The sequence below is a fragment of the Nitratireductor mangrovi genome, from assembly GCF_007922615.2.
Lineage (GTDB): Bacteria > Pseudomonadota > Alphaproteobacteria > Rhizobiales > Rhizobiaceae > Mangrovimarina > Mangrovimarina mangrovi.
In genome coordinates, this window is sequence record NZ_CP042301.2 from 2,624,003 (window position 1) to 2,647,353 (window position 23,351).

Annotated in this window: 24 protein-coding genes and 2 riboswitches; of the genes, 12 read left to right on the forward strand and 12 right to left on the reverse strand. The window is 67.5% G+C overall.

Annotated features, from left to right (window positions below; translation table 11 throughout):
- The first annotated feature begins 137 nt into the window (after positions 1-137).
- The 3 genes from FQ775_RS12840 to proC all read left to right on the forward strand — a co-directional run bounded on the left by FQ775_RS12840 (position 138) and on the right by proC (position 3,320).
- Positions 138-1,136 (forward strand): glycosyltransferase family 2 protein, encoded by a 999-nt coding sequence (locus FQ775_RS12840; protein ID WP_146301994.1) that lies wholly within the window; start codon positions 138-140, stop codon positions 1,134-1,136.
- Complete coding sequence (locus FQ775_RS12845) at positions 1,105-2,430, forward strand: O-antigen ligase family protein (RefSeq protein WP_146300275.1); 1,326 nt, start codon at positions 1,105-1,107, stop codon at positions 2,428-2,430. The genes FQ775_RS12840 and FQ775_RS12845 overlap by 32 nt, the downstream gene beginning before the upstream one ends.
- Before the next feature lie 74 nt (positions 2,431-2,504).
- Positions 2,505-3,320 (forward strand): pyrroline-5-carboxylate reductase, encoded by an 816-nt coding sequence (proC, locus tag FQ775_RS12850; protein ID WP_146300274.1) that lies wholly within the window; start codon positions 2,505-2,507, stop codon positions 3,318-3,320.
- Positions 3,321-3,340: 20 nt separating this feature from the next.
- On the opposite strand, the gene FQ775_RS12855 is transcribed toward proC, so the two are convergent.
- Genes FQ775_RS12855 through FQ775_RS12865 form a run of 3 tightly spaced genes read right to left on the reverse strand, consistent with a single transcriptional unit; the run spans position 3,341 to position 5,824 of the window.
- On the reverse strand, positions 3,341-4,057 hold the full coding sequence (locus tag FQ775_RS12855; protein WP_146300273.1) for an RES family NAD+ phosphorylase: 717 nt from the start codon (positions 4,055-4,057) through the stop codon (positions 3,341-3,343).
- On the reverse strand, positions 4,054-4,461 hold the full coding sequence (locus tag FQ775_RS12860) for an MbcA/ParS/Xre antitoxin family protein (RefSeq protein WP_432420023.1): 408 nt from the start codon (positions 4,459-4,461) through the stop codon (positions 4,054-4,056). The genes FQ775_RS12855 and FQ775_RS12860 overlap by 4 nt, the downstream gene beginning before the upstream one ends.
- Positions 4,462-4,513: 52 nt before the next feature.
- Positions 4,514-5,824 (reverse strand): NAD(P)H-dependent oxidoreductase, encoded by a 1,311-nt coding sequence (locus FQ775_RS12865; RefSeq protein ID WP_146301993.1) that lies wholly within the window; start codon positions 5,822-5,824, stop codon positions 4,514-4,516.
- 143 nt (positions 5,825-5,967) lie between these two features.
- On the opposite strand from FQ775_RS12865, the gene FQ775_RS12870 reads away from it, so the two are divergent.
- Positions 5,968-6,969 carry an Ldh family oxidoreductase gene (locus tag FQ775_RS12870; RefSeq protein ID WP_349291477.1) on the forward strand — a complete coding sequence of 334 codons (1,002 nt, stop codon included), beginning with the start codon at positions 5,968-5,970 and terminating at the stop codon, positions 6,967-6,969.
- Positions 6,970-6,981: 12 nt separating this feature from the next.
- Here FQ775_RS12870 and FQ775_RS12875 read toward each other — a convergent pair whose 3' ends face one another.
- Together FQ775_RS12875 and cobD are read right to left on the reverse strand one after the other, a co-directional pair.
- Positions 6,982-7,491, reverse strand: coding sequence for a tyrosine phosphatase family protein (locus FQ775_RS12875; protein ID WP_146300271.1), 510 nt, complete (start codon positions 7,489-7,491; stop codon positions 6,982-6,984).
- Positions 7,488-8,549, reverse strand: coding sequence for a threonine-phosphate decarboxylase CobD (cobD, locus tag FQ775_RS12880; protein WP_146300270.1), 1,062 nt, complete (start codon positions 8,547-8,549; stop codon positions 7,488-7,490). The genes FQ775_RS12875 and cobD overlap by 4 nt, the downstream gene beginning before the upstream one ends.
- Here cobD and cbiB point away from each other — a divergent pair.
- Positions 8,548-9,522, forward strand: coding sequence for an adenosylcobinamide-phosphate synthase CbiB (gene cbiB / locus FQ775_RS12885; RefSeq protein WP_146300269.1), 975 nt, complete (start codon positions 8,548-8,550; stop codon positions 9,520-9,522). The two genes, cobD and cbiB, sit on opposite strands and share 2 nt — an antisense overlap.
- Here the strand turns inward: cbiB and FQ775_RS12890 are convergent.
- The 6 genes from FQ775_RS12890 to FQ775_RS12915 all read right to left on the reverse strand — a co-directional run bounded on the left by FQ775_RS12890 (position 9,503) and on the right by FQ775_RS12915 (position 13,907).
- The gene (locus FQ775_RS12890; protein WP_146300268.1) at positions 9,503-10,963 is read right to left on the reverse strand and encodes a cobyric acid synthase; all 1,461 of its coding nucleotides are present in this window, start codon (positions 10,961-10,963) and stop codon (positions 9,503-9,505) included. The two genes, cbiB and FQ775_RS12890, sit on opposite strands and share 20 nt — an antisense overlap.
- Positions 10,964-10,967: 4 nt before the next feature.
- A complete protein-coding gene (gene cobO, locus FQ775_RS12895) occupies positions 10,968-11,582 on the reverse strand; it encodes a cob(I)yrinic acid a,c-diamide adenosyltransferase (RefSeq protein ID WP_146300267.1) in 615 nt (204 codons plus the stop codon).
- Position 11,583: 1 nt separating this feature from the next.
- Entirely contained in the window at positions 11,584-12,099 is a 516-nt protein-coding gene (gene cobU / locus FQ775_RS12900) for a bifunctional adenosylcobinamide kinase/adenosylcobinamide-phosphate guanylyltransferase (RefSeq protein ID WP_146300266.1), read from the reverse strand.
- The gene (locus FQ775_RS12905) at positions 12,092-12,817 is read right to left on the reverse strand and encodes a CbtA family protein (RefSeq protein WP_146300265.1); all 726 of its coding nucleotides are present in this window, start codon (positions 12,815-12,817) and stop codon (positions 12,092-12,094) included. The genes cobU and FQ775_RS12905 overlap by 8 nt, the downstream gene beginning before the upstream one ends.
- Before the next feature lie 12 nt (positions 12,818-12,829).
- Positions 12,830-13,009 (reverse strand): CbtB domain-containing protein, encoded by a 180-nt coding sequence (locus FQ775_RS12910; protein ID WP_146300264.1) that lies wholly within the window; start codon positions 13,007-13,009, stop codon positions 12,830-12,832.
- 34 nt (positions 13,010-13,043) lie between these two features.
- A riboswitch (cobalamin riboswitch) is annotated at positions 13,044-13,236 on the reverse strand.
- A gap of 77 nt (positions 13,237-13,313) precedes the next feature.
- The gene (locus tag FQ775_RS12915) at positions 13,314-13,907 is read right to left on the reverse strand and encodes a LysE family translocator (RefSeq protein WP_246730112.1); all 594 of its coding nucleotides are present in this window, start codon (positions 13,905-13,907) and stop codon (positions 13,314-13,316) included.
- A gap of 150 nt (positions 13,908-14,057) precedes the next feature.
- Positions 14,058-14,254, forward strand: a riboswitch (cobalamin riboswitch).
- Between the two features lie 35 nt (positions 14,255-14,289).
- Between FQ775_RS12915 and FQ775_RS12920 the strand changes: the two genes are divergently transcribed.
- From FQ775_RS12920 to FQ775_RS12950, 7 genes are read left to right on the forward strand one after another with little or no spacing between them, the layout of a single operon-like run.
- The gene (locus FQ775_RS12920; protein ID WP_146300263.1) at positions 14,290-14,739 is read left to right on the forward strand and encodes a DUF1636 family protein; all 450 of its coding nucleotides are present in this window, start codon (positions 14,290-14,292) and stop codon (positions 14,737-14,739) included.
- Positions 14,736-15,773 carry a cobalamin biosynthesis protein CobW gene (gene cobW, locus FQ775_RS12925; protein WP_146300262.1) on the forward strand — a complete coding sequence of 346 codons (1,038 nt, stop codon included), beginning with the start codon at positions 14,736-14,738 and terminating at the stop codon, positions 15,771-15,773. Before FQ775_RS12920 ends, cobW begins: the two co-directional genes overlap by 4 nt.
- Before the next feature lie 20 nt (positions 15,774-15,793).
- Positions 15,794-19,153 (forward strand): cobaltochelatase subunit CobN, encoded by a 3,360-nt coding sequence (cobN, locus tag FQ775_RS12930; RefSeq protein ID WP_146300261.1) that lies wholly within the window; start codon positions 15,794-15,796, stop codon positions 19,151-19,153.
- Positions 19,150-20,496 carry a precorrin-3B synthase gene (gene cobG, locus FQ775_RS12935; protein WP_146300260.1) on the forward strand — a complete coding sequence of 449 codons (1,347 nt, stop codon included), beginning with the start codon at positions 19,150-19,152 and terminating at the stop codon, positions 20,494-20,496. Before cobN ends, cobG begins: the two co-directional genes overlap by 4 nt.
- Positions 20,493-21,125, forward strand: a complete 633-nt coding sequence (locus tag FQ775_RS12940; RefSeq protein WP_146300259.1) for a precorrin-8X methylmutase — start codon at positions 20,493-20,495, stop codon at positions 21,123-21,125. The genes cobG and FQ775_RS12940 overlap by 4 nt, the downstream gene beginning before the upstream one ends.
- Positions 21,122-21,862 (forward strand): precorrin-2 C(20)-methyltransferase, encoded by a 741-nt coding sequence (locus FQ775_RS12945; RefSeq protein ID WP_146300258.1) that lies wholly within the window; start codon positions 21,122-21,124, stop codon positions 21,860-21,862. The genes FQ775_RS12940 and FQ775_RS12945 overlap by 4 nt, the downstream gene beginning before the upstream one ends.
- On the forward strand, positions 21,859-22,623 hold the full coding sequence (locus FQ775_RS12950; RefSeq protein ID WP_146300257.1) for a precorrin-3B C(17)-methyltransferase: 765 nt from the start codon (positions 21,859-21,861) through the stop codon (positions 22,621-22,623). The genes FQ775_RS12945 and FQ775_RS12950 overlap by 4 nt, the downstream gene beginning before the upstream one ends.
- Here FQ775_RS12950 and FQ775_RS12955 read toward each other — a convergent pair.
- A complete protein-coding gene (locus FQ775_RS12955; protein ID WP_146301990.1) occupies positions 22,587-23,351 on the reverse strand; it encodes a cobalt-precorrin-6A reductase in 765 nt (254 codons plus the stop codon). The two genes, FQ775_RS12950 and FQ775_RS12955, sit on opposite strands and share 37 nt — an antisense overlap.

Below are 23,351 nucleotides of genomic sequence, written 5' to 3' on the forward strand. Positions count from 1 at the left end.
TCTTGCTTAAGCAGGCAAGGCATATGCCGGTTGCGGCCGGATGTGGCCCTCCCGGGGGCGTCGTTCTGACCGAGTGCTTAACCATACCTTAACGCGGACAGCGCTTTATGAACGAAACCGTCACCGCAGGTCGCCGAATGCAGCCGTCCATCAACGTCGAGAACGTGACGCTCGTGGCACGATCGCCGGGCCTTAGCGCCGATTCCATCGAGATTGCAGTCACCCTGCCGACCTTCAGGCGGCCCGAGCAGGTGCTCGAGACCATCCGCTCGGTCGCGGCACAGCGGACAAGGCGGCCATTTGCCCTGATCGTGATGGAAAATGACGCAGAACGGCACGCCGGAGCCGATGCAGCCGCGCCGCTGTTCGAAAATGATACGGTGGCGGGACTCCTGATCATCGCCGAGGAGCGCGGCAACTGCAGCGCCTACAATGCCGGCTGGTCGACCGCGCTCGATCAGTTCCCCAACCTGAAATATGTGCAGGTGATCGACGATGACGAACTCGCCGAGCCGGACTGGCTCGAAACGATGGTTGCCACCGCCGAGCGGCTTTCCGCCGACATCGTCGGCGCGCCGCAGGTTCCGGTGTTTCCGAACGCTTCCGACCAGCGCTGGGCCGATCATCCGGTCTTTGCCCCGCCCTATCGCACGACCGGACTGGTCGATGCGCTCTATTCGTCGGGTAATCTGCTGGTCTCGCGCCCGGTGCTCGACGCCATGGAACGGCCGTTCCTGGAGCCTGCCTTCAACTTCATGGGCGGCGGCGATTCCGATTTCCTGAGCCGCGCGGCGCGCAAGGGCTTCAAGCTCGGCTGGTGCGCCGAGGCACCGGTGCTGGAGACGATCCCCGCACGCCGGCTCGAAGGCGACTGGATCAGGGCCCGTTCATTGCGCAACGGCGTGATCTCGACGCTGGTCGAAAAGCGCCGTCGGGCGGATGCGCCGCTGGGTGCGATGCGCGTCGCCGCCAAGAGCCTGGCACTGCTTGCCGCCGCACCGCTGCGCGGCATGATACGCTTCATTCGCACCGGCTCCGCATCGGTCGGCATCTATCCGCTCTACGTGGCGCTTGGTCGTGTGATGGCGGAATTCGGCTACGCCAATGAACAATACCGGCAGCCTGAAAAGAACTGACGCCGCGCGGATGGGCGATGCGCTGGCGGGGCTCCTCGCCGGCCGCGGCCTGCCGACCGCCGTCGCGGCGGTGCTGCTCGCCATTCTGCTGATCTCTTTCAAGCCGTTCGTCGAACAGGGGCCGAGCGAGACCGGCGGCGACATCGTCAACCAGCTTGGTTTCGGTGGCCTGGGCGCGGTCTCGATCTTCTGCCTGTTCACACTCGTCGACCGAAGGCGCCTGGCTTGCCTGCTCAGCCCCTGGTGGCTGGTCCTGCTGGGTTTCTTCATGCTGTCGGTGCTCAACGCGACCGATCCTTCGTCAGCCTTCCGCACGGCCGTCTTCACGCTGATCGGCGTGCTGGCGGCGATCACCGTCGTGGTGCTGCCGCGCGACGCCGATGCCTTCTCGGCTGCGCTGGCCGCCGCAGGCTTTGCGCTGCTCGGCTTCTGCTACGTCGGCCTCGTGCTTTACCCCGATCTTGCCAAGCACACCGCCAACTCGCTCGAACCCGAGCACGCGGGGTTCTGGCGCGGCACCTTCTCGCACAAGAACATCGCCGGGCCGGTGATGGCCTGCATTTCGCTCGCCGGGCTGCACCTCTTGCGGCGCGGCTGGACGTGGACGGGGGGCAGTCTCTTCGTGCTGGCAATCTTCTTCATGTCCAACACCGGCTCGAAAACCACCGTCGGCCTGGTGCCGCTTGCCGTCCTGCTGGTCATCGGCCCCAGCCTGTTCGGACTGCGCCGGCTGGTCCCCCTGGTCTTCCTTGGCGCGCTGGGGGCGGCGACCGTCGGCACGGTCGGCATCGTGCTGTCGGATACGCTGTGGGGCTATTCGCAGCAGATCGCGCCCGGCCTCACCTATACCGGGCGCACCGCGCTGTGGTCGTTCCTGATCGAGATGATCGGCAAGAAACCGTGGTTCGGCTACGGCTACGAAAGCTTCTGGGGCACACCCTTCATCTTCACAATCGACCAGCCCTTCGACCGCGCCTGGGACATTCGCGGCATCGTCCATGGCCATAATGGGTATCTCGATCTGGCCGTGCTGATGGGCCTGCCGGCCCTGGCCGCGGCCATGATCGCCTTCATCCTGGTGCCGCTTCGCGACTTCCTTCGCGTACCGCACCGGCGCGAAAACGTGCTGGTGGCCGACCTGTTCATGAGCATCCTGTTGTTCACGGCCCTCAACGCGCTTCTGGAAAGTTTCTTCTTCCGGCGCGTCGACCCGGTCTGGATCTTTTTCGTCATCGCGATTTTCGGGTTGCGTTTCGCAGCCCGCTTTCCGATCAGCACCCGGGCCTCGGACTAGCCGGCCTCTCGTTTCGGCCCATTGCATCTTGCCGCCCACGCATGCAAACCGGTCCGGAACCGGAGGATTTGACGATGGCCACGATGATCTTGCTCGCGGGCTGCGGAAATATGGGCTTCGCCATGCTGGAGGGCTGGATCCAGGCCGGGCGCATCGAGCCTCCCGAAGTGACGGTGATCGAACCGAACGATCCGTTGCGTGAGCGCGCACAAAAACTCGGCGTCGACGCTGTCGCGTCGCCAGACCAGATTGCCGAAGACGTGGCGCCCCGCCTCGTCATATTCGCCGTCAAGCCGCAGGTCATGCGCGACGTGGTGCCGGCCTACCGGCGCTTCGCGGCGAGCGGCGCGACGTTCCTCAGCATCGCCGCCGGAATACCGATCGCCATGTTCGAGGAATTGCTCGGCGGCGAGGCGTCGGTCATCCGCTGCATGCCCAACACGCCGGCTGCGATCGGCAAGGGCATGATGGTGACGGCGACCAATGCCAACGTAACCCGCGATGCCGAGGAGTTTGCGAGCGAACTGCTTGCGGCCAACGGGCGGGTCGCCTCCGTCGCCGACGAGAGCCTGATGGACGCGGTGACGGCCGTGTCCGGCTCGGGGCCGGCCTATGTCTTCCACATGATCGAGTGCCTGACCGCGGCCGGCGAGCGGGCCGGCCTGCCGCGCGACACCGCTGGACTGCTCGCCATGCAGACGGTCTACGGCGCAGCGAGCCTTGCCGCCGAAAGCGCCGAGGAGCCGGGCCGGCTACGCGAACAGGTGACCAGCCCGAACGGGACGACCGCCGCCGCATTGGCGGTGTTGATGGGCGACGACCGGTTGAAGAACCTGATGGCCGATGCCGTCGAGGCGGCGAGACAGCGTTCGGTGGAACTGGGCAAGTAGGCGAGGCTCGACTGGCGGGATCAGTCCCCGACGATCCCGAAGACCCGGCGTGCGCCCGCGTCGCGGTAGAAGTCGACGCGTTCGCCGTCCCAGTGATAGTCGAGGTGCCGGCCCTGAACCGGGGCTTTCGCCAGATCGGGATGAAAAAGGCCGACGCATTCGCCCGACGGAAGGCGAACGCTGGGATAGACCACGCCTTCAGAACCGGCCTGCCGCAACCGGCCGGCAAAGGCCTGGGCGGCACCATAGGCGTCGGGGTCAAGCAGGGGCGAACGGCCTTCGCTTCCCCGGATATCATGCAGGACCGCCTCGACGTCGAGCACGATCTCGCGGAACTGCGACGTCCATCCCGGCGGTTCCGCGGTGCGCGCCATGAAACGGGCATGGTGATGGATGGTCTCGAACAGCGCCGTCTCGAAGCGGTCGCCGACGTAAAGAACACCGAAGGAACCGTCGCTGAACCGGCTTTTCCTGTCGGCGCTGACATGGGTGAACGGCGCCATCAGGTAGCTGGCGCCGGGACCGGAGACGCGCCGCGAGAGCGGCACCAGATCGAGGTTGCCGATGGAAGCCATCAAGCGCGGATTGGTCTTCTGCTCGGCCGCTATGATGAGCGACCAGTCAGCCGGATCGGCTATGTCCTCGAAAAGATCGATCGGCGGATGGATGCTGCGAATGATCCTGATCGCGCCATTCCACCGGATTTGCGCGATCGGCACCTCGGCCGGGCCGGTCACCAGCCGCCGCGCTCGGCGTCGAGATAGCGGCGCACACGCATGAGATCGGTCAGTTCGCCGCCAAGCATGACCTCCAGCGCCGATTGCCCGCCAAAGGACTCGTTCGGCTTGCCGACCCAGGCATAACCACGCTGCGGCTCGCGGAAGATGATGCGCAGCGCCTTGTGGATGCCCATGAGATTGGAAAGCCGCGCCTTGCCGTCGCGTCCGATGCGGCCGATCGCGCCCGCCTTCCAGCGCGCGAAGGTGCGCGGCGGCAGGTCGAGCAGCACGGCCGCCTGATCGTCGGTCAGCCCCCACAGCCGGAACAGGTTGATCGCTGCGCGGAACATGGCCGCGGCTTCCTGGTCGGTGATCGCGGTTTCCGCAACGCCGGGCGGATCGGTTTCAATGGGCAGGATCAATGCCATATGGCATAATATGGTCTACATTGCGCCAAGTGGCAATACCCGCCTGCTAACCGTAGAGCATTTCGTCCTGCTTGCGCCGCAACGCGAAGAGACGGGTAGTGGGATCGGGCGCCGCATTGTCGCTGGTCAGAAGCGCGCCCTTGCGCACTGGCTTCAGCACCTTGCCGCCTTCGAGCAGGCCGACCGGGACGGCGTTCTGCCCGCGCGCCTCCTCGACCGTCATCGTCCACGAGCGGTAACAGGTCTCGCCTATGGCATCGAAGGTCTCGCCGGCCTTCAGGTCGCGCTTGGCGACCGCGCACACCTCCGCCACGGGACGCGGCAGCGGGACCATGTCCGGCTTGCCGGTGAGCATGATGCGCGCCGCCGTCAGCGGCACTTCGAGCGAGGTCAGGTGATAGGGACGGAAGAAGCTGTAATACGGGCCGACGCCGACATGCAGGTCGTCCATACGCTCGATGATGCGTGGGTGAGTCGCTTCCACGATGACGAACACGCCCGGCGCCACGCCCTTGCCCACGGTGTAGTCGACAACGCCTTTCCTCGACAGGATGCCGCCATCCTCCTTGGGGATCAGCACCTTCACCATCTCGTCGCGGTCGGCGGTCGGGCCATGCATGCCGGGCTTGTCGGGGACAAGCCCGGTCGCGTTGGCGATCGCCGCCATCTCGACCATCGTCTTCGAGCCGTCGACGAACTCGACCAGCATGCGCGGGTTCATGTTGCGCCGTGTCGCTTCCTCGACATAGTCGTCCGGCACGGCGTCGTGGTTGAGCGGGTTGTTCTTGCCCTTGCCGGCCGAGACGATGCGGTAGCCGAGCGCGGAAGCGAATTCGATCAGTTCCATGCACGACGACGGCTCGTCGCCGGCGCCGACCGAATAGACGACGCCGAGCCGGTCCGCCTGCTGTTTCAGGTAACAGCCGATGGTGACGTCGGCCTCGACATTCATCATGACGACATGCTTGCCGTTCTCCATCGCCATCAGGTCGAAATCGGCAGCGACACCCGGCTTGCCGGTGGCATCGATGACCACGTCGACCAGCGGATTGGTCACCAGCATCTCGTTGGAGGTGACGGCAATCCTGCCGGCCTCAATGGCGGCGGTGACTTGCGAAGGCGTCTCCGCCTCCCGTGCCATGGCATCATCGCCATAGGCGATGCGGATGGCGTCGCGCGCGGTATGCGGCCGGCGCGTCGAGATGGCGCACACTGCGATGCCCGGCATCAGCATGCCCTGGGTGACGAGATCGGTACCCATCTCGCCCGAGCCGATGACGCCGATCCGCACCGGCCGCCCCGCCTCGGCGCGCTGGGCCAGCTCGCGCGCCAGGCCGGTCAGTGCAACATTGGTGATGGAAGGCATGCGTTCCGCGATCTCCGACGGGTCGAGCTACTAAGGGCCGCCGGCCCAATGTCAATCGATCGGGTTGGCATTTTTTCGGCCGCCATTTGTCGTAGAGTGGGACGGTCCGCAATGAAAATGGCGAATGGGCTAGCGTGAGTGCCATCCATCTGACGATCGAGGAATGCCACGCCCGGTGCATCGCCGCCGCACTTGGTGCGGGTGCGCATGCCGCGGCGGCCGAATCACTTGCTCGCGCCGTGGTGGCGGCCGAGGCCGCTGGCAACAGGTCGGTCGGCATCGCGCATCTGCCGCTCTATCTCGAGGCCTTGGTCGAGGGGCGGATCGACGGTTCTGCCCAGCCGCAAATCGAACAGCCGTTGCCGGCCATCCTCCACGTCGACGCCAATGGCGGCATCGCACATCTCGGCTACGATCTTGCGCATCAGCGCCTGTGCACCGCGGCACGCAGCTTCGGGGTGGCCACCTTTGCACAGAAGGAGGCGTTCACCTGCGGCGAGCTTGGCTATTTCGCGCGCCGGCTGGCCAATGAGGGGATGGTCGCCATCGCCGCCACCAACGGCCCGGCGCTGATCACCGTGCCCGGCGGTCGGCGGCCGGTCTACTGTACCAATCCGCTCGCCTTCGCCGCCCCACTTGGCGAGGGCGGGGTGCTGCTTTTCGACCAGTCGTCGAGTGAGACGGCCTTCGTCAAGGTCAGGCAGGCTGCCGAGCGCGGCGAAACGATCCCGCAAGGCTGGGCGATCGACGCCGAAGGCAGGCCCACCACCGACGCAGCCGCTGCTGTCGAGGGCGCTCTTCTCACTTTCGGCGGCGCCCGCGGCGCCAACATCGCACTGATGGTCGAAATCCTCGCCGCCGGGCTGGGCGGGGCCAACTGGTCGCTCGACGCACCATCGATCTCGCAAGGGTCAGCATCGCCTGGCACCGGCCTATTCATCGTGGCGATCGCACCCGCCGCCTTCGGCCCCGAATTTCCGAACCGGCTGGCCGCGCATGCCAGGCGCCTTGAAGCCGAAGGCGTGCATATTCCCGGACGCGGAAAGGCGGAGATGCTCAAAAATGCCCAGCGCGAAGGGCTGAGGATTCCGAGGCGCCTGATGGAGGCGATCGACGCCTACGCCGAACGTGCTTGAGGCGTCGTCTGCTTACTCGTCGAGCGGCAGCGCGAACGGGGCACCCTCAAAGCAATCGGCGCCACGGCCGATCGCCTCGATCGCCGCCACCATGCGGCCGTCGCGCGCCAGCAGCGCGTCGGCGAGCGCGACCAGCCGGATGTTGGGCGTCGCCGTCGGGGAGGATCGGCGTAGCAGCCGCGCCAGATCGGCCTCGTCGCGCGACGGCGTCAGCGCCGCGGCGACGATGTAGGCGGCGGCGGTCGAGCGCGAGACGCCGGCGAAGCAGTGGATGAGCAGCGGTTTCTGGCGATTCCAGCCGCGGCCGAAGGCGATCAGCCGCTCGACATGCTCGCGCGCCGGCGCAACCATGTCGGCCGCTTCCTCGACGATATCGTGCATGTGCAGCAGCAGGTGATTGTCGGCACCTATGGCGGCCGGCCGGTCGAACGGCGTCCCGTGCCTGAGCAGGGTCACCAGCCGCGTCGAGCCGGTCGCCTTGATGGTGCTGTCGAGTTTCGACAGGGGAGACACCCAGATCATCGCGCCTTCTCCTCGGTTTCCGCCAAACCCGGCCGACCCGCGGGCAGGCCCAGCGCCAGCGACAGCCTCTCCCACGCGCTTTCGTCGCCGGGCAGGCCAAGCCGCAATTCGTTCGCCCGGTCATCGAACCGGCGCACAAATATACCCGACGCACCGAGCCGCGCAAAAAGCGCGGGAGCCTCGGGATGTCGCAGGAAGGCGTAGAGAGAGGTCCCGCCCGGGGCAGGGAATCCGGCCGAGGTCAGGAGGCCGTCAAGCCGCGCGCGGTCGTCGGCAAGGCGCTCCCGCATCGCGTCCTGCCATTGCCGGTCGGACAGCGCCCTGATGCCGATCTCGATCGCCGGTCCGGACACCGCCCACGGGCCAAGCGCCGCGGCCAAGCGGCGAGCGATGTCGGGGGCGGCAAGCGCAAAGCCCAGCCGCAGCCCGGCAAGCCCGAAGAATTTTCCGAACGAGCGCAGGACGACGACGCCACCCCGGCCGACATCGCCGCACAGGCTTTCGGCGCGCGGGCCGACATCCATGAAGGCCTCGTCGATCACCAGCAATCCGCCCTTTGCCCTCAGATGTTCGGCAAGGGCGTGCAAATCCCTTCGCGCAACGATATGGCCGTCCGGATTGTTCGGATTGACCACCACTGCGAGGTCGGCCTCGAAAAGGTCTTCGACGGCTCCAACCATCTGCACCGCATGTCCGGCCAGCGCCCCGCAGCGCGAATGTTCGGCATAGGTCGGACCCAACACCCGTGCATGGCCTGGCGGCACCAGGCCCAAGACCAGCGGCAGCAGGATCTGCGTGCCGGGCGCGGGGACGACGCGATCGGCCCCTTCCGCGCCATAGGCATTGGCAGCAACCGCCGCCAGTTCAGCGATCCGCGCCGGCTCGGGCAGCCGCGAAAAAGCGGTGGCCGGCAAGTCGAAAAGCGGATAGGCGTGCGGGTTGATGCCGGTCGAAAGGTCGATGAAGGGCAGCGGCGCCTCGGGAAAAAGCGCCCTCGCCCTTTCGAGGCTGCCGCCGTGGTCCGGCACCGCCGCCAATTCAGCCGTCCGAAGCGCCATGTATTTCGCCATCGCCTTCCTGTCGCTTCTGGTCGAACGTTTCCTGGGTTATCCGGACGCACTCTTCCGCGCCGTCCGCCACCCGGTGGTGTGGATCGGAACTTTGATCGGCTGGCTCGACCGACGCTGGAACCGCGATGCCGCCCCGCCCGGACGCCGGCGACTTGCCGGTGTCGCCGCCCTTGCCACGCTCGTTGCCATCGCCGGCGGCGTGACCCTTCTGTTGCATTGGCGCCTGCTCTTCCTGCCCTTCGGCATGATCGTAGTGGCGTTGCTGGCGACCTCGCTGATCGCGCAGAAAAGCCTTGCCGCCCATGTTGCCACAGTCGCCGGGGCGCTGGAAAACGACGGCCTTGCCGGCGGCAGGAAAGCGGTCGCCATGATCGTCGGCCGCGATCCGGACAGTCTCGACGAGACGGGTGTCAGCCGCGCCGCGATCGAAAGCCTGGCAGAAAATTTTTCTGACGGCGTGGTGGCGCCGGCATTCTGGCTCGCGGTCGCCGGCCTGCCCGGTATTGCCGCCTACAAGGTGATCAACACCGCCGATTCCATGATCGGCCACCGCACGGCCCGCCACGCCCAGTTCGGCTGGGCGGCGGCGCGGCTCGACGACATCGTCAACCTGCCGGCCTCGCGCCTGACGGCACTGCTGATCGTTGTTGCGGCCGCGATCCTGCCCGGCATGTCGGGCGCAAACGCCTGGCAAGCCGTCCGCCGGGACGCGCGCAAGCACCGCTCGCCCAATGCTGGCTGGCCGGAGGCGGCGATGGCGGGCGCGCTTGGCCTGTCCCTGGCCGGCCCGCGCCGCTATGGCGGCGAACTCGTGGACGACGCCGAAATGGGCGTCGGCGGCCGGCGCGCGGCAACGGCGGCCGACATCCGCCGTGCGCTGCGCCTCTACACGCTGGCGGACGCGCTGCTGATCGCGCTCTTCGGCGCCGTTGCTCTGGTTCTCAGCGCGCATTGGCGATGATGCCGTCAATGTCGAGATGCGTCTCCATATGCGCTGCCAGCCGGTCCAGCGTTTCATCGACGCCGGCCTCGTAATCGAGCCCCGCCGCCGCGCCGCCAAGGCGCTCCAGCCACGCCGCCCGCTGGCGATCGTCGGCGAAAAGCCCGTGCACATAGGTGCCGGCGGCGCGCCCGTCGCCAGACATCGCTCCGTCCTCGCGTCCGCCGATGCTCAGGAACGGCCGCGCCGTGTCGGGCCCGATCGTGGCACCCATGTGCATCTCGTAGCCATGAAAGGGAACGCCATCGGCGGTAACGCCGCGCACCTCGGCGAGGGTCTTTTCCCCCGTCAGCCGCGTCTCCACATCGAGCAGTCCCAGCCCTTCCGTCTCTCCGGGCGCGCCCTCGATGCCGTCCGGGTCGCAAAGACGCCGGCCGAGCATCTGATAGCCGCCGCAGAGCCCGAGCACATGGCCGCCACGACGGCGGTGGGCGGCAATGTCGATGTCGAAACCGGCCTCACGCAGCGCGTGAAGATCGGCGATCGTCGCTTTCGAGCCGACGAGAAGCACCAGCGCCGCATCGCCCGGGATCGCCTGCCCCGGCCACACGCGGACCAGTTCCACGTCGGGTTCGGCCTCCAGCGGATCGAGATCGTCGAAATTGGAGATGTGCGGCAGGACCGGCACGGCGATCTTCACACGACCGCCGGCCCTGGCCCGCCGGTCCTTGTGAGTCAGCGCCAGCGCATCCTCGGCCGGCAGGCGGCGGGCATCGGCGAAGAAAGGCAAGAGACCGAAGGCCGTCCAGCCGGTACGCTGCGCGATCTCGCGCATGCCGTCGGCGAACAGAGCCGGATCGCCTCGAAACCGGTTGACGATAAAGCCGCGCACAAGGGCTGCATCGTCGGGGTCGATCACGGCTTTCGTGCCGACGAGACTGGCGATGACGCCGCCGCGATCGATATCGCCGATCAGCGCCACGGGCACCCCTGCCGCACGGGCAAAGCCGAAATTGGCGATGTCGTTGGCCCTGAGATTGGTTTCCGACGCGCTGCCCGCGCCCTCGACCAGGACGATGTCGGCCTCGCCCTTCAGCCTGGCAAAACTGTCGAGCACGTCGGCCAGCAATCCCGCCTTGAGTGCCTGGTAGTCCGCTGCCCGCGCGGTTCCGCGCACGCGACCCTGCACCACGATCTGGGCACCCGTCTCGCTTTGCGGCTTCAGGAGCACCGGGTTCATGTGGACGCTCGGCGGGACACGCGCGGCGCGCGCCTGCAGCGCCTGGGCGCGGCCGATCTCGCCGTCATCGACGGTCACGGCAGCGTTGTTCGACATGTTCTGCGGCTTGAATGGCCGCACGGACAGTCCGCGATTCGCCAGTGCCCGCGCCAGCCCGGCGACGATCAGCGACTTGCCGACATCCGACCCGGTTCCCTGGAACATGATCGCACGCGCGGCCATGAGTTCAGAACTCGATACCCTGCTGCGCCTTCACGCCGGCCGCGAAATGGTGCTTCACCTGGCCCATCTCGGTGACGAGGTCGGCCGCCTCTGTCAGCGCGGGCTTGGCGTTGCGCCCGGTGACGACGACATGCAGGTCGGCGCGGCGCTTTTTCAGCACCGCCACCACATCCTCAAGGTCGAGATAGTCGTAGCGCAATGCGATGTTGAGTTCATCGAGGATCAGCAGGCTGATCGCCGGATCGGCCATCAGCGCCCTCGCCTTGCCCCAGGCAGCTTCGGCTGCGGCGATGTCGCGCTTGATGTCCTGCGTCTCCCAGGTAAAGCCCTCGCCCATCGCATGCCATTCGACCTTGTCACCGAAAGCGGCGAGCGCATCCTTCTCGCCGGTGTGCCATGCGCCCTTGACGAATTGCACGACGCCGACCTTGCGCCCGTAGCCCAGCATGCGCAGCGCGAGGCCGAAGGCGGCGGTCGACTTGCCTTTGCCGGGGCCGGTGTTGACGATCAACAGCCCCTTCTCGATCGTCTTAGCGGCGACTTCCGCATCCTGCACGGCCTTGCGCTTGGCCATCTTGGCCCGGTGGCGTTCGGCGTCCTTTTCGCTGACGTCCTTCATCCTATTTCACCTTGATCGGCAGGCCAGCCGCCATCAGCAACACCTCGTCGGCGACGGCGGCAACCTCCTGGTTGAGCCGGCCGGCGGCGTCGCGAAAGCGCCGGGCCAGCGCGTTGTCGGGCACGATACCGAGTCCGACCTCGTTGGAGACCACGAACCATGGCCCGCGCGGCGCGGCCAGAACCTCGACGAGCCGGGCACTTTCTTTTCCGACATCGCATTCGGCCAGAATCTGGTTCGAAAGCCATAGGGTCAGGCAATCGACCAGAACCGGCTCGCCATCCGGCACGTCGCGCAGAGCGGTGGCAAGTTCGAGCGGCGCCTCGATCGTGCGCCAGCGTTGATCCCGCCGCGCCTTGTGTTCGGCAATACGGTCTTCCATCTCGCCGTCAAAGGCCTGGCCGGTCGCCACATAGATCCACGGCGCCGGTGAGGCTTCGATCAGCCTCTCGGCGTGCGCGCTCTTGCCCGAGCGCGCGCCGCCGATGATGAAAACCAGCCGCCTGTCGTCAGGCAAGGCTCGTCTGCGCGCCGGACTCGCCGAGGAACCGCGACCGCACCGCACCCGCTGCCGCGCCGAGCACGAGCCAGAAGATCAGGTTGACGACCGTCACCGCGACGACGAAGCGGTGGTGAAGGTCGGCCGGAACCGGCGATTCGTGCGTTTCGGGTTGCGGGGCGCCGATGATGTGTGGCGCAACGATCAGCGCCACGCCAAGGACGGCGAAGAGCGCGGAAGAGCGGAAGGCGATCAGCGCCAGCCCGGCCGCGGTGGCGATGACCGTGCCGATCCACCAGACCTGTCGGGCAACAAGGTCGGCGGCGGGCATGGCCGGCAGTTCCGGGGGCAGGCCGAGACCGGGCGCCAGCGTGAAAACGCCGAAACCGGCAAAACCCCAGATCAAACCGTGGCGCCAATTGGCAATGCCGCCGGCGAACTCGGAGGCAGCCACCAGCACCAGCGCGAAGCCGATTCCGGTCACGATGCTGACCAGCGCGGTATAGGAGTTGCGTTCGATACCGTCGGCGGGTCCCCAGGCTTCTTCACCTTCAGCCGGCGCGGCCTCCCCGGCAGCGGCAGCCTCGCCATGGTGATGACCGCCGCCGGCGCCCTCGAAGGTTTCGGCTTCGAGGATCAGCGGCACGGTCGCATAGACCTGCATGGCGGTCATGACCAGCCCGGCCAAAAGCCCGGAGATCGCCGCGACGAACACGACGTTACGAAAGATCGACATGTCAGGAACCCCTTAGTGGCAGGGAAACGCCATCGAGTGGCGATAGTCATGCCCGGCATTGTGCACGACTTCCATGTGGGCAAAGCCCGAGACGCCGATGATGACGACGCCGAGCAGGGCCGCCATGAGAAGCGGCATGACACGCGATTTCGCGGTCGCCGCAGTGCCGAGGGTCGTGGTGTTCGCAGTCATGTCCTGTCCTTTCACCCTCCACCCGAGGGTCTGGTCCCGATCAACGTCGAAGGCAGGTCTCCTGGCTTGCGGCTCGACGCTTTGTCCCGCCTTCCCGAAGCGTCGGCTTCAGTGGCTATCGGGCAAGCTCACCGCTTACAGTTGCGGGGGCAGCCGCGGATTTGGGCTCTCGCCCGCACCGCATTCCCTCTCGTCCCCCTCGGGGAACCATCGACAGCGGACTCATAACGTAAATCGGACCGGGCGCAAACCTCAATTCGCCCGCTCGCTGTCGCAATGCCGACATTGCTTGGGCCGCGACGGGTCACAGCCTGACAGCGAGAACGACCGACACAATCAGCAGCACCGCGAAGCCTATATTGACGATGCGGTTGAGGCGAGGATCGCGCAGATGGCGCGTCATGAGCGACCCGCCCCACAGCCAGCAGATGTTGACCAGGGCGATCACCGCCACCAGCGCCAGCCATTTGGCAACAGCGTCGAGAAAGGGCACGCCGCCGATCAGCACGAAGCCGGAATAAAGCGCGGCCATCGCCGCATAGGCCTTGGGATTGACAAGCGACAGGAACACGCCGGCCGCGAACGAAGGCGCCCGCGCGGTGTCGTCAGCTTCGGCAAGCGGCGGCGCGGTCGCGATACGAAAGGCCAGGTAGAGGAAGTAGGCTGCGGCAGCCACGGTGACGGCAGGCGCCACCGCCGGAGCAGCAAGAAGCAGGCCGACGACGCCGCTCGCGGTCAGCGCCATGACCAGCATCATGCCGACCAGAAGGCCGGCCATGTAGCTAAGGCTGCTTCGGGCCCCGAAGGCGGCACCGGCCGCTGCAAGGCTGAGCGTGTTGGGGCCCGGGCTGCCGGTGAGCGCAAAGCCGGCGAAAAGAAAAGCAATAAGTTCTTCCACGATCCTACCCGTACGTTCCGAGCGTATCGCTCGCGAACATGCCGCAGCATGTCGCGAGGGTCTTGTACATTCGTGCAAGCCTCGCGGCCTGGCCAGCCTACGACGCTTCGCGGCGAAGCGCTTGGCCGCGTTGACAGCGTGCCGGCTCGCGGCCTAAATGCCCGCGACGGTTCTCCCCGGCAGGGGAGCTAAGAGGGAACGCGGTGCGGGGCGCAATGCCTCTACTCCGCGGCTGTCCCCGCAACTGTGAGCGGCGAGCATCCGGCCGATTGCCACTGGTTTTCCGGGAAGGCGGTCGAATGCGGCGACCCGCAAGCCAGGAGACCTGCCGTCGAATTTCAATCCTGACCGCCCGGCGGGTGCCCCGGGCAAGGAGCGTGCTTTGACCTTTGACGACAGGACCGGTGGCCCGGCGCCGCACGACAGCGATCCTCCGCCGTCCGACCTCGCCGTAACGATCCTCGTATGCAGCTCCTGCCGAGACGAAACCGGCTCCGACGCCCGTCCGCGTCCCGGCGCGCATCTGGCCGCGGCGGCGCGCGCCGCCAACGATCATGACGATGTGCGCGTGGTCGAGATCGAATGTCTCGGCAACTGCAAGCGCCGGCTGAGCGCGGCCTTGCTTCGTGATGACGCCTGGAGCTACGTCTTCGGCGACCTCGCCGTCGAGAACGGGCCCGACCTGCTCGTCGGGGCCAAGCTGCTCCAGACCTCCGAGGACGGACTGCTGCCGTGGCGCGGCCGGCCCGACTGCCTGAAGCGCGGGCTGGTCTCGCGCATCCCGCCCGCAATGACGATCGCCAACGCCGCCAACGGAAAGGCCGCCGAATGACTACAACCGCCCATCGCGTGCCCTGTACCGTCGTCACCGGCTTCCTCGGCGCCGGCAAGACGACATTGATCCGCAACCTGCTCGAAAACGCCGACGGGCGTCGGCTGGCGATCATCGTCAACGAGTTCGGCGACGTCGGCATCGACGGCGACATCCTCAAGAGCTGCGGCATCGAGAACTGCCCGGAAGAGAATGTGCTCGAACTGGCCAATGGCTGCATCTGCTGCACGGTCGCCGACGATTTCGTGCCGGCGCTCGACAAGATCCTGTCGCGCGAACCGAAGGTCGACCACATCCTGATCGAGACCTCGGGCCTCGCGCTGCCGAAACCGCTGGTGCAGGCGTTCCAGTGGCCGGCGATCAAGGGCAAGGTCACCGTCGACGGCGTGATCGCGGTGGTCGACGGGCCGGCGCTGGCCAACGGCCAGGTGGCAGCGGACATGGACGCGCTTGCCGCCCAGCGCGCCGCCGACGACTCGCTCGACCATGACGATCCCGTCGAGGAGGTCTTTGAGGATCAGGTCGCCTGCGCCGATCTGATCGTGCTGTCGAAGAGCGACCTGCTGGACGATGACGGCACCGGGCGCGCCAGCGCCATCGTCGGCCGGCATCTGTCGCGGGCGGTCAAGGTGGTGCCGTCGGCGCACGGCAAGATCGATCCGGCTGTGCTGCTCGGTCTCGGACTCGCGGTCGAAGACGACATCGAGAACCGCAAGTCGCATCATGACGGCATGCTTGACCATGAGCACGACGATTTCGACACCTTCGTCATCGACCTGCCGCCGGTCGCCGACCCCGAGGCGCTGTCGCGGCGGGTCGCCGAGGCGGCCGAGCGCGAAGGTGTGCTGCGGCTGAAGGGTTTCGCCGATGTCGCCGGCAAGCCGATGCGGCTGCTGGTCCAGGCGGTCGGCGCGCGAGTCAACCACTATTTCGACCGGCCGTGGGGCGCGGGAGAGGCGCGCAGCACGCGGCTGGTCGTGATCGGCCTCAAGGGCCTCGATAGGGGCGCGATCGAGACTATACTGGCGGGTTAAGGAGACGGACGGTTCCGCCCATGCACATCCTCGCCACGTCCACTGCGACGCTCGACGATCTGATCGAGCCGATCGACCTGCGCCAGGCGCCGGCCGATATGGTTGCGTTGTCCTTCACCGACAGCGATCTGGCAGCACTCGCCGACGCTTGGCGCGCCGAAGGCGAGGCGGTGCCGTCGTTGCGGTTGGCGAACCTGCGCGACCTGCGCCACCCGATGTCGGTCGATCTCTGGCTCGACAGCGTTGCCGCGCATGCGAGGGTCATTCTTGTGCGTGTGCTGGGTGGCTACGACTGGTGGCGCTATGGTTGCGACCGTCTCTCCGAACTGGCGCGGCAGAAGGACATCGCGCTGGCCCTCTTGCCGGGTGAGTGCCGCGAGACCGACGAGCGCCTAGCAGCCTTGTCCACCATCGATGTGGAAGGCCTTGCCGAGATACTCGCCTATTTCCGGGAGGGCGGGCCGCAGAACATGCGCGCGCTGGTGCGTTGTCTGGCCGGCAAAGCCGGCGCCGATCTTTCCGTCGAGCCCGCAACGCCGCTGCCCAAGGCCGGCTTCTATCGGCCCGGCTCGGGCGTGGTCGAGTCGAATGCAATCTTGGCCGCGCGCCCGCCAACGAAGCCGGTCGTCCCGCTCATCTTCTACCGCTCAATGCTGCTCGCCAGCGACGTCGCGCCGATCGATGCGCTGTCCGCCGAACTCGCAACGCGCGGCATCGTCGCGGCGCCGGTATTCGTCTCCAGCCTGAAGGATGGCGCGGTCGCACAGTTCGTGCGTGACGCCCTGAAGGACCTCCAGCCGGCCGCCATCGTCACCACGACAGCCTTCGCCACCGGCGCCGAGCCGGGCGCAAAAACGCTGTTCGACGAGATCGGCGTTCCCGTCTTCCAGGCGGTCATCGCGACGACGCGGCGCGAGGCGTGGCAGGACGGCCAGCGTGGCCTGGCGCCGGCCGACCTCGCCATGCATGTCGTGCTGCCCGAACTCGACGGCCGCATCCTCGGCGGCGCCATCTCGTTCAAGGACGAGACCCAATCCGGCGACGCGCTCGCCTTTCGCGGCCAGGCCAACGCGCCGGTGCAGGACCGCGTCTCGCACCTAGCCGACCGCATCGCCGCCTTCCTGCGCCTGCGCGACACGCCGCCGGCCGAACGCCGCATCACCGTCCTGATGCCGGACTATCCCGGCGCCTCCGGCCGCACCGGCTATGCCGTCGGCCTCGACGTGCCGGCAAGCGTCATCGCCATGCTGCACGACCTCAGCAATGCCGGCTATACTGTTGACAAGATTCCTGAATCATCGCGTGAACTGCTTCGCCTGCTGGATGAGGAACGCGAAGGCATCGCGCCCGGCAGCTACACGGCCGCATTCGCGAAACTGCCGGCAGAAGCGCGCGACGAGGTGGTGGCAGCCTGGGGTCCCGCCCCGGCTGACGACCGCGAGGACAACAGCCATTTCACCTTCCACGCCGCGCCGTTCGGCAATGTCACGGTGGCGCTGGCGCCCGACCGCGGGCGCACCGAAGACCGCCGCGCCGACTATCACGATCCGGCGCTGCCGCCGCGCCACGAACTGATAGCCTTCGGCGTCTGGCTGCGCGACGAACTGGATTGCCACGCCATCGTCCATGTCGGCGCTCACGGCACGCTCGAATGGCTGCCGGGCAAGACGGTGGCGCTTTCCCGCAACTGCTTTCCCGAGATCGTCACCGGCGGCCTGCCGGTCGTCTATCCCTTCATCGTCTCCAATCCAGGCGAGGCGGCTCAGGCCAAGCGCCGCATCAGCGCCGTCACCCTCGGCCATCTGCCGCCGCCGCTGACCGGCGCCGGGCTTTCACCCGAACAGCAGGAACTTGAACGGCTGGTCGACGAATATGCGCAGGCCGACGGGCTCGACCGCCGCCGCCGCGACAGGCTGGCGGCTTTGATCGTGGAAACCGCGGCGCGCACAGGGCTGTCGCCGGAGGCCGGTGTCGACACGGCCGACGACCCCGACGCGGCGCTGATGAAGATCGACGCCTGGCTCTGCGACCTGAAGGATTTCGCGGTCAAGGACGGGCTTCATGTCTATGGCCGCGAGGCGCAGGGTGAAGCCGACCCGTTGCGCAGCCAAAGCGCGGCCGCGGAGCGGCAAGCGCTGCTCGACGCTCTCGACGGCCGCCATGTCGTTCCCGGCCCCTCCGGTGCACCGGCGCGCGGCCGCACCGACGTCCTGCCGACCGGACGCAATTTGTTCACGTCGGACCCGCGTACCATGCCGACGCCGACGGCATTCGAACTCGGCAGGCTTGCCGCCGACGAGGTCTTGCGCAGACACCTGCAAGACCATGGTGACTGGCCGCGCTCGCTGGTTATCGACCTGTGGGGCAGCGCCAGCCTCAGAACCGGCGGCGAGGAAATCGCGCAAGGGCTGGCGCTGATGGGTTGCCGCCCGCAATGGGACCCGGCAACGGGCCGCGTGACCGGCATCGAAGTCTTGCCGCCGGCAACCCTCGGCCGGCCGCGCGTCGACGTCACCTTCCGCATTTCGGGCCTCTTCCGCGACATGTTCCCGACCCAGATCGCGCTGATCGACGCGGCGGTGGCCGCCGTCGCGGCACGCGAGGAAGCCGACGGCGACAACCCGCTCGCAGAGGCGTTCCGGAAAGACCGCCAAAGGCCGCGCCGCATCTTCGGTTCGTCGCCGGGGGCCTATGGCACCGGTATCGAACGCCTGCTGGCGAGCGGCGACTGGAGCGAGCGGGCAGAGATCGGCCGCGCCTTCCTCGAGGCCACCTCGCACGCATTCGGCGGACCCGACGGCGACGGCGAGGCCGTGCCCGGCGCCTTCGCGACGCGCGTCGCCGTCGCCGAAATGCTGATCCACACCGGTGACGACCCCGGCCGCGACATCCTCGAAGGTTCGGCGGACGTCGCCTTTATCGGCGGCTTCGCCGCCGCGGCGGCGGCGCTCGGCAACAAGGCCGATTTGGTGGCGCTTGACACCACCGACCCGCAAAAGCCGCGGGCACGCTCGGTCGCAGAGGCGGTGGCGAGGGTCGTCCGGGCCCGCGCCGTCAATCCACGCTTCATCGCTGGACAGATGCGCCATGGCCCGCGCGGCGCGGCCGAGTTTGCCGAAACGGTCGACCGCTTGGTCGGCTTCGCCGAAACGACCGCCGCCATTCCGGGCTCACTGATCGACGCCGTGCACGACGCCTATCTCGGCGACCCGCAAGTGCGCGCCTTCCTGCTCGACCAGAACCCGGCCGCCGCCCGCGCCATCGCCGAGCGCTTCCTCGACGCACGCCACCGCGGGCTTTGGCACCCGCTGCGCAATTCGGTCGACGACGATCTCACCGCACTCGTCGCGGAAGCCCGCGCGGAGGAAAAGGCGGCATGAACGCGCCCGTGCGCCGCGGCGCCTGCCCCTCCTTGTCGACACCGATGGCGACCGGTGACGGCCTGCTGGTGCGGCTGAGTCCGCTGGAGGGTGGACTGACCCCGGCTCAACTCGCCGGGTTGTCCGCAGCAGCTAAACGCTATGGCAACGGCATGATGGAGGTGAGCGCACGCGGCAGCCTGCAGATTCGGGGCCTCGACAGCGCTTCGGTCGGCGATCTGACGCAAGCGGTGGACCGACTCGGCATTGCAGTGCGCGAAGGCGTACCAGTCGAAACCGGACCGCTGGCCGGTCGCGATCCGGACGAGGTCGCCGATCCGCGCGACCTGGTAGCGAAAATCCGGCACCGGATCGTGGAAGGCAAGCTGAGCGGGCGCCTCGCGCCAAAGGTGTCGGTAATCGTCGACGGCGGCGGGCGTCTTCCTCTCGACGGGATCATCGCCGACATACGCCTTGCCGCCATGGCAACAGGGCGCTGGCAAATCGCGATCGGCGGCACGACCACAACCGCTCGCCCCGTCGCGACGGTGGATGAAGCCCGGGCCGCGCAGTTGGTCTTAGCGCTCCTCGAGGCAATTGCGATGAAGGGCCGCACCGCAAGAGGGCGGGACCTCGCTGCCGCTGACCTTGTCGCCCTCGGTATTTGCCTGCCCCGGGGCCCGAGCGAGCCACAGCACGTGCCGATGACCGGCGTCAGCCATCCCGTCGGCATTCTTGCGCTGAAGCCCACCGGCTTCGCGCTCGGGATCGCCCTTCCCTTCGGGCAGATCCGTGCGGATGACATGTCGGCAATGGCCGATTCAGCCGGGAAAGTTGGTGCGAAAGAAATCCGCCTCGCGCCCGGACGCGGTCTGCTGTTTCTCCCGGCAGGGGAGTCCGTACTCGCCGTCGACGACTTGCGAGAAGCGGCTAATCGGCTGGACTTTGTCACCGACAAGGACGACCCGCGCCTTGCTATCGTCGCTTGCGCCGGCCAGCCGGCTTGTGCGGCCGGGAATGTCGCGACGCGAACGGTTGGCGCCGGCGTCGCCAAGGCAACGCCACATCTGCTCGACGGCTCCTTCCGCCTCCATTTGTCAGGCTGCGAAAAACGCTGCGCGGCGCCGACCGGTGCAGCGTGGGTTCTCGTTGGAGGCCGTGACGGCAGTTGCGCCCTTTTCGATGAAAGCGATGGAGCATCGACCGCCATCGCCGATGTCGCGCCTGATGAAGCGGCCGCCGCATTCGCGCGCTTGGACGCGGCTTTCGCGCGCCATGGGAAAACAGGGGAAAGGGCCGCCGCCTTCCTTGCCCGCCAGGACAGGGCGGAAATCGCATCGCTGCTGCGCGGAGATCCACAATGACCGGCACCGAATATATCCGCGACGGCAACGCCATCTACGAGCGTTCCTTCGCCATCATCCGGGCCGAGGCGGACCTGTCGCGCTTTTCCGACGATGAGGCCGATATCGCCGTGCGCATGATCCACGCCTGCGGGCAGGTCGAGGCGGCGGCGCATTTTGCCTTCGCGCGCGGTTTCGTGGACGCCGCCAGAACCGCATTGCGGGCCGGCGCGCCTATTTTCTGCGACGCCGAGATGGTCGCCCACGGCATCACCCGCGCTCGGCTGCCCGCCGGCAACGACGTCGTCTGCACCTTACGCGATCCACGCACGCCGGAAATCGCACAAGCGATCGGCAACACCCGCTCGGCCGCCGCGCTCGAACTATGGCGCGACCGGCTCGACGGCGCGGTGGTGGCGATCGGCAACGCGCCGACCGCGCTCTTCCACCTGCTCGATATGCTGGCCACCGGCGGTCCGGCACCCGCCGCGATCATCGGCATGCCGGTCGGCTTCGTTGGTGCAGCCGAGTCCAAGGATGCACTGGCTGCCGATTCGGCGGGTATCCCGTGGGCAATCGTGCGCGGCAGGCTCGGCGGCAGCGCCATGACCGCCGCCTGCGTCAACGCGCTTGCGAGGGCCGGCCTGTGACGGAACGATCGACAGGCCGCCTGATCGGCGTCGGCACCGGGCCCGGCGATCCGGAGCTGCTGACCTTGAAGGCCGCACGTGCCATCGCCGAGGCCGACGTCGTGGCCCACTTCGCCAAGAAGGGCAACAGTTCAAATGCGCGCCGGACGGTGGCCAGCCTGCTGCGCCCGGACGTGATCGAACTGCCGCTGCTTTACCCGGTCACCACCGAGATCGCGACGTCGGAGAACGGCTACAAGTCGCAGATCAGCTGCTTTTACGAGGAAGCGGCGGCATCGGTGGCCGGGCACCTTTCGGAGGGCCGCACCGTCGCGGTGCTTTCGGAGGGCGATCCGCTCTTTTACGGCTCCTACATGCATCTTCACGTCCGTCTTGCCGACCGCTTCGCGACCGAGGTGATCCCCGGCATCACCGCGATGTCAGGCTGCTGGTCACAAGGGGGCGTGCCGATCGTCCAGGGCGACGACGTGCTGACCGTGCTGCCGGGCACCATGCGCGGCGAAGAGCTCAGCCGCCGCCTCGGCGACACCGACGCAGCGATCATCATGAAGGTCGGCCGCAATCTGGCGAAGATCCGCGCGGCGCTGGCGGAGGCGGGCAAGCTCGGCGAGGCGATCTATGTCGAGCGCGGCACCATGGAAAACAGTTACGTGACGCGGCTCGCCGACAAGGCGGATGACGACGCGCCCTATTTTTCGATCGTGCTGGTGCCCGGCTGGCGGGAGCGGCAGCGATGACCGGCAAGCTCTACGTCATCGGCACCGGGCCCGGCGCGGCCGACCAGACCACGCCGCAAGCGGCGGCCGCGATCGCCGCCGCCAGCGACTTTTTCGGCTACGGGCCCTATCTCGACCGGCTGGAACTGCGGCCGGACCAGAACCGTTACGCCTCCGACAACCGCGAGGAACTGTCGCGTGCCAATGCCGCGCTCGACCGCGCCGCTGCAGGCGCCTCGGTAGCCGTCGTCTCTGGTGGCGATCCCGGCGTCTTCGCCATGGCGGCCGCGGTCTGCGAGGCGATCGAGAAGGGACCGCCCTCCTGTCGCGCGGTCGATCTGGAGATCGTTCCCGGTGTCACGGCAATGCTCGCCGTCGCTGCCCGTGCCGGCGCCCCGCTCGGACACGATTTCTGCGCGCTTTCCCTTTCCGACAATCTGAAGCCCTGGGACGTGATCGAGCAGCGCCTGACCGCGGCCGCAAGCGCCGGCTTCGTGATCGCGCTCTACAATCCGATCAGCAAGGCGCGCCCGTGGCAACTTGGCCGGACCTTCGAACTGCTTGCGGAGGTTCTGCCGCCGACCGTGCCGGTGATTTTCGGACGCGCCGCAGGCCGACCGGACGAAAGGATCGAAATTCTCGCGCTTGCCGACGCCGATGCGCTTCTGGCCGACATGGCGACGTGCGTGATCATCGGCTCGGCAGAAACGCGCGTCGTCGACCGGCCGGGAAGGCCACCGCTCGTCTATTCGCCGCGTTCGCTGACGAGGGCCATGGCATGAGCGATCGCCTCGAAAGCCTGCTCGACGGTCGAGGCGACGACGCCGGCAGCCGGCATCGTCGGCCGCCGAACCATCAACACCTCGATGCCGAGTTCGCGCGCGGCGGCGAGCTTGGCATAGGTCGCCGCGCCGCCGCTGTTCTTGCACAGCACAGCATCGATGCGATCCCGCTTGAGCAGTGCGAGTTCATCCGCCATCGCAAACGGGCCACGGGCGAGAAGGTATTCAACGTGCGGAAGATCGAGCGGCGGCTCCACCGGATCGACGCTGCGTACGAGATAGAAATGCCTCGGTGCAACCTCCAGCGGCGCAAGCTCCTGACGGCCGAGCGCCGCGAAGACACGACGCGGCGAGGAGCCAAGGGCGGCAACCGCCTCCATGACGCTATCGGCCTCGGTCCAGCGATCGCCGGCGACCAGCGACCATGCCGGGCGCTCCAACCGGACGAGCGGAACGCCCGCCGCCTCGGCGGCGATGGCGGCATTGGCCGAAATGCGCGCGGCGAAGGGATGTGTGGCATCCGCAAGCACCGTCACCTCGTTGTCGCTCAGGAAAGTCGCGAGCCCCTCGGCACCGCCGAAACCGCCCGCGCGCACCGGCGCCGGCTGCCTTGCCGGCCGTTTGGTGCGGCCGGCAAGGGACAGGGTCACGCGGCCAAGGCCGTCAAGCCTTTCAGCGAGATGGCGCGCTTCGGTCGTGCCGCCGAGGATCAGCACATGGTGGTCCAT